Raw genomic sequence first — 9,044 nt, 5'->3', positions numbered from 1 at the left:
GGTAACTTTATTCAACGTACGATGGCTGTCTTTAACAGCCTGTAATACCGAGAATGTTTCGTTATCCAGCAAAGCCACCGTTTCGGTAAGTGCTGTTTTAATTTCTTCGGCGTGGTTTAACTGCTCCAGTTCTGCTTCCAGGTCTTCCTGTTCCGTTTCTTCCAGCCTGGCTTCTTCCAGTTGGGTAAACTGAAACTGGTAATAATCCAGGTCGGCCTTTGCCTGCTCTGCATTTTCCTGCAGTTGTTCAAGTTCCTTTTTTGTGCTTTTGTACGCCGAGAACTGTGCCTTGTACTTTGTTAAAGCCTCATTAGCACCAGCAACCGAATCAACCAGATTCAACTGAAACTTCTGGTTGCTAAGCTCCAGGTTTTGGTGTTGCGAGTGGATATCTATTAACTGCAATCCCAGTTCTCGCATTACTTTCAGGTTAACCGGGGTATCATTGATAAAAGCCCTTGATTTTCCTGAAGGCGTAATCTCGCGTCGTAAGATTGTTGAAGAATCGTAATCCAGATCGTTAATTTCAAAAAAGCGTTTTAAAGGATAGTTACTCACTTCAAACTGCCCTTCAACAATGCACTTTTTATCCTTTTCTTTCAGCACCGAAAGATCGGCACGATTACCCAGTATAAGGCTTAAAGCCCCCAGAATAATCGACTTACCAGCACCGGTTTCACCCGTTACGGTGTTTAAATTGGCATGGAAATTAACCTGCAATTTATTGATGAGTGCGTAATTCGAAATGGATAATCTGGATAGCATAATGACAATAGATCTTCATTAATAATTTCTTTGGCTAAAATAGCCAAAATGAGGACACGTAATTACTTTCTGGAAAAAATGGGGATATCTTTTGTTAAAAGCCTTCGTTTTCGGCAATCTTCTCGTACTTCCTGCCATTTGATGGATCTACCTCGTTTAAGATAGCCATAACACGATTTCGTTCATCCGGGAATGATTTTGAAAAAATGTTAACCAATTCATCGGCTTTGGCATCAAAAAACATCTGGAGAATGTAAGTAGACGGACGACGGCGAAATACTTTCTGAATATCGCGAAGTGCATCGGCAATATTTGCCCTACCTTCTTCTACCTTTTCCGACATTAAATCGAGGCCATTACGATGATAATTGTACATGCAGGTGCGGAACGATGAGTAGGATTTATTTAATACATTCTCGATTAACCAGTAGCGATTCCGTTCACTCTCGAAAGCCTTCCAGCCGCGTTCGCGTGCATTCTGCGAATTATTTACAATAGCCTGTGCTTTCTGAAAATATTCTGTTCCGCCTTCTTCCGAAAAAGTATCGTAATCAAAACCCAGAATCACATAGGCATAAAACGCCATAATGTTGGTCAGGTTATCGCGGTTCGACGTTTCGTTAAATTCCAGCGGCTGAAACTCAACATACTTACAATGAAAATCATTGTCCTTAATATTAAGTACAGTTGACGTGTAACTGGTATTAAAAATCGGGCGTGTCAGCTGCACCTGGATTGATCCTTTAAACTCGTCGGCAGAAATTTGCTCGTCGAGACGGATTAGAATATTACATCTGATTTTTTCATCGTAACTGTACACATGATCGGTCCATTTTCGGTTATTCATAAAATCATACAGATCCGACTGCATGGTGCGGAACAGGTTCTGGTTTGCTCCCTGGATACCTCGTGCCGAAACAGTTACGTTGCAACGAAGTTCCTGAGCTATACCATTTTCCACGAAAATAAACAGAAATAAAAGTGCTGTTACGATTTGCTTTATCATATGCTAATTATTCAATTCTATAATTTTTGCTACGATATCTTTTGCTACCTCAGCTTTATCTTTTAACTCAAAATCGGTTTGTTTATTGCCCTTTTCGATAATCGTTATTTTATTGGTATCAACACCAAATCCGGCTCCTTTGTCGTTTAATGAATTCAGCACAATAAAGTCAAGGTTCTTTTTCAACAATTTACCCTCAGCATTAGCCAGTTCATTGTTGGTTTCCAGGGCAAACCCCACCAAAAGCTGCTTATTGGTTTTTAATTGACCCAATTCGGCAGCAATATCTTTTGTTGGCTGCAACTCGATCTGCCAGTTTTCTTTACCACGCTTGGTTTTCTCTGTCTCCTTTTTTGCGGGAGTAAAATCGGCTACGGCGGCGCACATTATTGCGCCATCAACGGTTTTAAAATGCTCAACCGATGCCTTGTACATTTCTTCCGCCGATTCAACCGGAACTACGGTTACACCGGCCTTTTGGGTAGAAACCGAAACAGGACCGGATACCAAAGTTACTTCAGCACCTTGTTCGGCCAGTTCTTCGGCAATGGCATAACCCATTTTGCCTGAAGAGTAGTTACCAATAAAACGAACGGGATCGATTTTTTCGAAAGTAGGACCGGCAGTTACCAGGTAGGATTTATTCAGAAGTTTTTTTTTTACTCCAAGCTGTTGAATAACGGCTTCGAGTATTTTTTCAGGTTCTTCCATCCGGCCTTTGCCGGTTAAACCGCTGGCTAATTCTCCTTCGCCGGGTTCAACAATAATATTTCCATACTCTTTCAGAATAGAAATATTTCGTTGAGTTGAAGGATGTGCAAACATATCGAGGTCCATTGCTGGTGCCACCATTACAGGGCATTTAGCCGAAAGATAAGTTGTTATCAACATATTATCGGCAATTCCGTTGGCCATTTTTCCCATGGTTGATGCGGTAGCCGGTGCAATAACCATTACATCGGCCCACAATCCAAGGTCAACATGGCTATTCCATGTACCATCGTTTGCTCCAAAAAACTCGCTAATAACAGGTTTGTCCGACAATGCTGATAAAGTTACGGGTGTAATAAATTCTTTTCCGGCAGGTGTTATTACCACTTGCACTTCGGCACCCTCCTTTATAAAAAGCCGAAGAAGCATTGCTGCCTTATAAGCTGCAATACTTCCTGTTATTCCGAGTATAATATTTTTTCCTTTGAGCCTCATATCAGGGCATCAAAAAATTAGATACGTTTTTTGTTCTCGCGCGTTGGGTTACGGTGGTAAATTTCACCTTCTTTTAATTCTTCAAACGCAATAAGAGTTGGCTTTGGCAAACGCTCGTAAAATTTAGAAATCTCGATTTGTTCTCTGTTTTCAAAGATTTCCTCCAGATTGTCGGTGTACGAAGCGAATTCCTGTAATTTCTGGTTAAGCTCTTCTTTTAATTCCGACGAAATCTGATTTGCTCTTTTAGCAAGAATCATTACGGTTTCGTAAATATTTCCGGTTTCCTGAGTTAAAACTTCAAGATCGCGTGAAATAGTAGACGGAGCTGCTTTTGTTTTCTTGTAATCCATATTCTAATTAATGTTTAAATCTTCTTCTTTATAATTCAATATCTCAGAGGCTTTTTCGTAAAATTTATCTACCTCTTTTCTGTGATCACTTTCAGGATATTCATCGATAAATGAAAAATATTCGTCGAGTGCATTTGTATATCGTTCGTTTTGTTTATCAACAATACTTTTCTCAGCCAGTAAATACTTCGATTTTAACAACATAAACTTCAACTCTTCGCGGTATTTACTTTCAGGATATTTATCGAGGCTATTACCCAATGCAATTACTGCCGCTTTGTATTGTTCAAAATCGTAGTACAATTTAGCACTTAAATACGATTTATATACCAATTTATCAACCAATTCGTCGATTAAGCGGTTAGCCTCTTCAACACGGTCGCTATACGGATACAGGTTAATGTATAGTTGTAAGGCATCAATAGCCTCTTGAGTTACCTGCTGATCGAGCCTTGCTTTAGGCGACAATAAGTACGAGCAGTAGCCAATCATAAATTGTGCTTCCTCGATATATTCGCTTGTTGGAAACTCTTTCACCAGCGATTTAAAATAATGACCCGCCATTAAATAGTCTTTCTGACCGATCATACTTTTAGCATAGTAATAATAAATTTTGTCGGCTCGCGAGGTGCCGCGGTAAATGTTCACCAATTCTCTAAACAGCGTTGCTGAACGAACATATTCGCCGTCTTCGTAATACTCAACAGCTTTTTTGTATTTAAACTCGTAATCGGTACTTTTTACAATCTTGTTATAGTCCCCGCACGAAGCTGTGATCAATAAAATTGCTAGTAGTCCGATCCCCAAAAATCTCATTTTCATAAACATGGCGCAAAAATATACTTTTTTTAATTAATTGAAACGAATTAACCCTCAAATTTTAAGGAATTTACAGCTTTTGCCAAATATGTTATTTATCTCATTAACAATTGCATAGCTATAATGCCTCGAATTATGGTCTGTGAAAATAAGGCAAATTCATTACGTTAAGTTAATGTGTTAGTATTATTTAACACATTTGCTGAGATTTTAAAAAAGATTACATTTGCATCCTTATAATTTAAACTTAAAAACAAATCATCGTGGATATATTTGATAAATTCAGAAATAATAAAGGTGATATTGGCAAGTGGATGGACCAAATTCACGGGTATTTTGCGTTTCCAAAACTGGAAGGCGAGATTTCAGCCAGAATGAATTTCCGTGGCAAAGAAGTATTGACATGGAGTTTGAACAACTACCTGGGATTGGGTAACCACCCGGAGGTTAGAAAAGCTGATGCTGAAGCTGCAGCACAGTATGGTATGGCTTACCCAATGGGCGCCAGAATGATGTCGGGACAAACAGTTAAACACGAACAACTGGAGCGTGAACTGGCTGCTTTTGTTAGCAAACCTGATGCCTTTTTATTGAACTTCGGTTACCAGGGAATGGTTTCTGCAATCGATGTGCTTGCCAGCCGTAACGATGTAATTGTTTACGACTCGGAATCGCACGCTTGTATTATGGACGGCGTTTTCCTTCATAAAGCAAAAGGTGGAAAAAGTTTTGTGTTCCAACACAACGATATGGAGAAATGCCGCAAAATGTTAGGTTTCGCTACAAAACGCGCTGCCGAAACAGGTGGTGGTATTTTATTAATTACTGAAGGTGTTTTTGGTATGACCGGTCAGGTTGGAAAACTTGATGAGATTGTTGCACTGAAAAAAGAATTCGATTTCCGTTTGTTTGTTGACGATGCACACGGTTTTGGAACAATGGGACCAACAGGTGCCGGTTCGGGTGAGCATTTTGGCGTACAGGATGGAATTGATATTTACTTCGGAACTTTTGCAAAAGCAATGGCCGGAATTGGTGGTTTTATTGCCTGCGAAACTGATATCTGCTACATTTTACGTTACAACATGCGTTCGCAAACTTTTGCGAAATCGTTGCCAATGGCAATGACAATCGGTGCTTTGAAACGTTTGGACATGATTCGTACAATGCCTGAGTTGCGCGAAAAACTATGGACAATTGTTAATGCGCTGCAAAGCGGATTAAAGGAAGCCGGTTTCGATCTTGGAAAAACCAATACCCAGGTTACTCCGGTTTATATGAAAGGTGGCGAGGAAGAAGCAACTCAAATGATTTACGATCTTCGCGAGAATTACGGAATTTTCTGCTCAATGGTAGTTTACCCGGTAATTCCAAAAGGTGAGATCCTTCTGCGTTTGATACCAACAGCAATGCATACTTTAGAGGATGTAGAAATTACATTGAAAGCCTTTAAAGAAACCCGTAAAAAGTTGGTTGCCGGCGAATACCGTACCGGTGAAATTGCAAAAGTTGAAGTGGATATGTAATCCAATAAATCGAACATAATTGCAAGGGCTGTATCAAATTGATGCAGCCCTTTTTTTTCTGAAAGTCCCCATCTTTTTATGTGTATTGCCGTTTGAGTTTCGTCCGGAAGAACCATCTGGCTTCGATTTGCTTTCTTCGCCGGACGATTTCCCTTTGGTCATTTCATCCCGGCGCTACGCACCGGGTTATTCACATTCGACGCTTCCATCGTCATAAAAACTTGTAATTGCGACATTGCACGTCAATAAACTCGTCTTAACTTTGTAATTCAGCTCAATATTCCGAAGGGATAAAATGTGACTAGGCTCGGGTGAAACCCGGGGTTGAGATGCGGTAATTTAAAGGCGCAATCAGTAAGCTGTTCAACGCACAATTGTTGTGTGCGTCTTGTAATCCGGCCATTTTTATGAAATGCTGTTAACAGACTTTACTTTTATTACTGTTGGTGATACCCGGGAATCATGAATGTTTTATTCTATTGAAGAAGTTTCACTTATTGGTGTCAACTCCAGTTTCCGAAACTCAACCACGGCACCTTCTGCCTGAACGGCAATTTTTCCTTTATGCGCAGTGCAATTGAATCCATAATTTACCAAATCATTATTCACCCAAACTTTAATTGTATCCGCGAAACATTCAATTACCATATTGTTCCATTCGCCCAAAGGCTTCTCCGAATCGTCTGTCAGGTTCGGTATTCTTCGTTTTTTACCTTCAGTAATCCCCCACTCATCTTCTGGTCCGCGTCTAACAACCATATTCGGCACTTCAATATCTTCAACAATACACCAAAAATCGCCGGCATCGCCATGCTGCATTTGTACTTCCAACGATTTAGGAAACATATCATACAAAACCCGCGGTGTTGAAGCATGAACCAAAACGCCGCAGTTCCCCGGCTCTCCGGCAAAGCGATATTCCACCTCTAGCCGGTAGTTCTGATAAACCGAATCAGTTATTAAATGGCCTCTCGGTTCGCCCATACTCACCAATAACGAGTCGCGTACCACAAACGAAGGATCAATTTCAGGATTATTATCAGCTTCGGGAACATCAGTATGCCAACCGCTAAAATCTTTCCCGTTAAACAGTTGAATGGTATCGTCAGTTCCTGTGTTGCACGATGAAATAAGAAACAGTAAGACTAAAAAAACAATCGCATTCCTCATGATGATATTTTTACTATTTATGCCCCGATGTCGGATGCTATTTTACAAATTCAGATGCCCATTTCAAATACTGCTCCCAGTCGAATTCAGTTACATCATGCTCACCTGTTCTGATGTGGTAAGCAACTGTGTTTTGAATGGGCTGATTAACTGCCGGCATTTCTGTTTGCCCGATTCCCTTTTTCCCATAAAGTTCATAAACAGGAGTGGCGTACAAAGCCCCAAGAAATTCGCCTTTTGGATCCGACCACCGATCCTCTTCAGCACTTGCAATATACACCGGACGCGGCGCAATCAAAGCAATCAATTCATGCTGATCAACCGGCAAGGCCTCCTCGTTTTTACTGTAGTTTCTGAAGTTTTTACAAAACCAGTGCGGAAAAGAGTTATTGATGCGCCACAATGTTTCGCCAAAACGACGTTTTGATAACGCGGCACCGCCACATCCTGATTCATTTGAAATGACACCTGCAAAACGCTCGTCGCTTGCACCGGCCCACAAGGCTGTTTTTCCCAATCGGGAATGACCAAAAACCACTACTTTCGATTCGTCGATGGACTCATCGCGCTCAAAATAATCCATCGCCCGGCTTAAGCCCCACGACCACGCTGCAATCGATCCCCATTCGTTGGCAGCCGGTTGTTGCTGATCGTCGATATACAATAAAGGATGAATACCATCCGAAAAATCATCTTTGTCGGGATCTACTTCGCCGTAATAAATTACAGCCAGACCAAACCCTGCATCAATTATTTTATCAACACACCATCGGTTGGTTCTTACTCCTCTCGACTGTTCGGTTAACTGGTTGTTTATTATCCCGAACGAAGGATTATTGTTTGCCCAGGCTTCAGAAATAATAACTTCTACATCCTCGGTTATGGTATGATTTCCATAAAAATTGTAACCCACAAATAACGGTACCCGCTCTTCGGTTTTTGGCAGATATATTAAAATGGTAAAATCAAGTGTTTTCCCGCGATTTTTAAAAACCAGGTCTACTTGTTTTCGTACCGCTTTACCGTTCAGGGCATTATTGCTTTCTTCCAGAACATCAACTGTCGAAATTTCCAGTTCGCCTGGCACTTCGCCAAACATATTATCGGTGAAAAAACTGAGCAGTTCCGGGCGTCGTTTACTCTCCCACTTTTTAGAATTCCGAATCTTCTGCCCATTGAACGTTTTTAGCGGATCAGGTAACTTAAATTCGGGAACTTTACTTTCGTCGTAGTTGGCATCAAACTGGGCCGACACATTTAACAGGAAAGCAAAAAATAAAAGGCACAAGATGAATTTTTTCATTGTCGATAACTGTGAATTGAATCAATACTGCTTAAAATTGGCAATTTGCTGTTGTTATGCCAAAGGATTCTGTGAATTTTTATTTTGCCAATGCAATTCTTTTGGATTTCAGCGAATAGAAAGATTATCAATTTAGATCATTGCTGTAGAATTCTACCCTCTTTTTTATATTCTTTGCGGATTCCGGCGAGCAGAGTTTCCATATTCAACATCGCATTGCCCTTCTGTATGGAAAGCAAACCGGCATAGTGAATGATATTGACGATGTTTGCACCTGTTAACTCGTAATTTTTTGCCAGCTCCTCCAAACGAATGTCCTTGTGCAACTTGTTGCTTTTGGGCATATACACCTGCCAGAGTTTCAGGCGTTCAGCAACCGTAGGAGGATCGAACTCAATAAAAGCATTAAAACGGCGGGTAAAAGCACTATCGATATTTCCTTTCATGTTCGATGCTAAAATCACCAAGCCGTTGTGGGCTTCTATGCGCTGCAAGAGGTACGAAACTTCCTGGTTGGCGTATTTATCGTGTGCATCGCGCACGTTGGTGCGTTTACCAAATAGCGAGTCGGCCTCATCAAAAAACAATATCCAGTTTTTGTGTTCTGCCTTGTTAAACAATCCCGACAAATTTTTCTCCGTCTCACCAATATATTTCGAAATCACCATCGACAAATCAACCCTATATACATCCCTTCCGGTATATTTTCCCAGCAAACAAGTGGTCATCGTTTTTCCGGTTCCCGACGGGCCATAAAACAATACCCGAAATCCGGGTTTAATTTTATCGCGCATGCCCCACTCGCTCATCAACTGCTCATTGTAATTTAACCAGGTTTCCAATTCTTTAATTTCTTCCAATGTCTTTTCTTTTAATACCAAATCATTCCATTCCTG

Annotated in this window: 9 protein-coding genes; 1 reads left to right on the top strand and 8 read right to left on the bottom strand. The window is 40.7% G+C overall.

Annotated elements, in window-relative coordinates; genetic code table 11:
• The 5 genes from ABZB17_RS16595 to ABZB17_RS16575 all read right to left on the bottom strand — a co-directional run.
• Window positions 1-765: AAA family ATPase (locus ABZB17_RS16595; RefSeq protein WP_372651708.1), on the bottom strand; the 765-nt coding region annotated here is incomplete at its 3' end.
• Window positions 766-859: 94 nt separating this feature from the next.
• Complete coding sequence (locus ABZB17_RS16590) at window positions 860-1,771, bottom strand: DUF4835 family protein (RefSeq protein ID WP_372651706.1); 912 nt, start codon at window positions 1,769-1,771, stop codon at window positions 860-862.
• Window positions 1,772-1,774: 3 nt separating this feature from the next.
• The gene (gene coaBC, locus ABZB17_RS16585; protein ID WP_372651704.1) at window positions 1,775-2,977 is read right to left on the bottom strand and encodes a bifunctional phosphopantothenoylcysteine decarboxylase/phosphopantothenate--cysteine ligase CoaBC; all 1,203 of its coding nucleotides are present in this window, start codon (window positions 2,975-2,977) and stop codon (window positions 1,775-1,777) included.
• Between the two features lie 17 nt (window positions 2,978-2,994).
• Window positions 2,995-3,330 carry a DNA-directed RNA polymerase subunit omega gene (locus ABZB17_RS16580; protein WP_038561334.1) on the bottom strand — a complete coding sequence of 112 codons (336 nt, stop codon included), beginning with the start codon at window positions 3,328-3,330 and terminating at the stop codon, window positions 2,995-2,997.
• A 3-nt stretch (window positions 3,331-3,333) separates the two neighbouring features.
• Window positions 3,334-4,137 (bottom strand): outer membrane protein assembly factor BamD, encoded by an 804-nt coding sequence (locus ABZB17_RS16575; RefSeq protein WP_372651702.1) that lies wholly within the window; start codon window positions 4,135-4,137, stop codon window positions 3,334-3,336.
• A 275-nt stretch (window positions 4,138-4,412) separates the two neighbouring features.
• Here ABZB17_RS16575 and ABZB17_RS16570 point away from each other — a divergent pair, with 275 nt between their 5' ends.
• Window positions 4,413-5,675: an aminotransferase class I/II-fold pyridoxal phosphate-dependent enzyme gene (locus ABZB17_RS16570; RefSeq protein WP_372651700.1), complete on the top strand. Its 1,263-nt coding sequence runs from the start codon at window positions 4,413-4,415 to the stop codon at window positions 5,673-5,675.
• Window positions 5,676-6,146: 471 nt separating this feature from the next.
• On the opposite strand, the gene ABZB17_RS16565 is transcribed toward ABZB17_RS16570, so the two are convergent.
• From ABZB17_RS16565 to ABZB17_RS16555, 3 genes are all read right to left on the bottom strand, one after another.
• Window positions 6,147-6,845, bottom strand: a complete 699-nt coding sequence (locus ABZB17_RS16565; protein ID WP_372651699.1) for a DUF1080 domain-containing protein — start codon at window positions 6,843-6,845, stop codon at window positions 6,147-6,149.
• A gap of 37 nt (window positions 6,846-6,882) precedes the next feature.
• The gene (locus ABZB17_RS16560; protein WP_372651698.1) at window positions 6,883-8,148 is read right to left on the bottom strand and encodes a hypothetical protein; all 1,266 of its coding nucleotides are present in this window, start codon (window positions 8,146-8,148) and stop codon (window positions 6,883-6,885) included.
• Between the two features lie 137 nt (window positions 8,149-8,285).
• A partial coding sequence (locus ABZB17_RS16555; protein WP_372651697.1) for an ATP-binding protein occupies window positions 8,286-9,044 on the bottom strand: 759 nt, incomplete at its 5' end.

The sequence above is a fragment of the Draconibacterium sp. genome, from assembly GCF_041583095.1.
Classification (GTDB): Bacteria; Bacteroidota; Bacteroidia; order Bacteroidales; family Prolixibacteraceae; genus Draconibacterium.
Note: the sequence above shows the minus strand (reverse complement) of the source record. Positions and strands in the feature narration are given on the sequence as shown.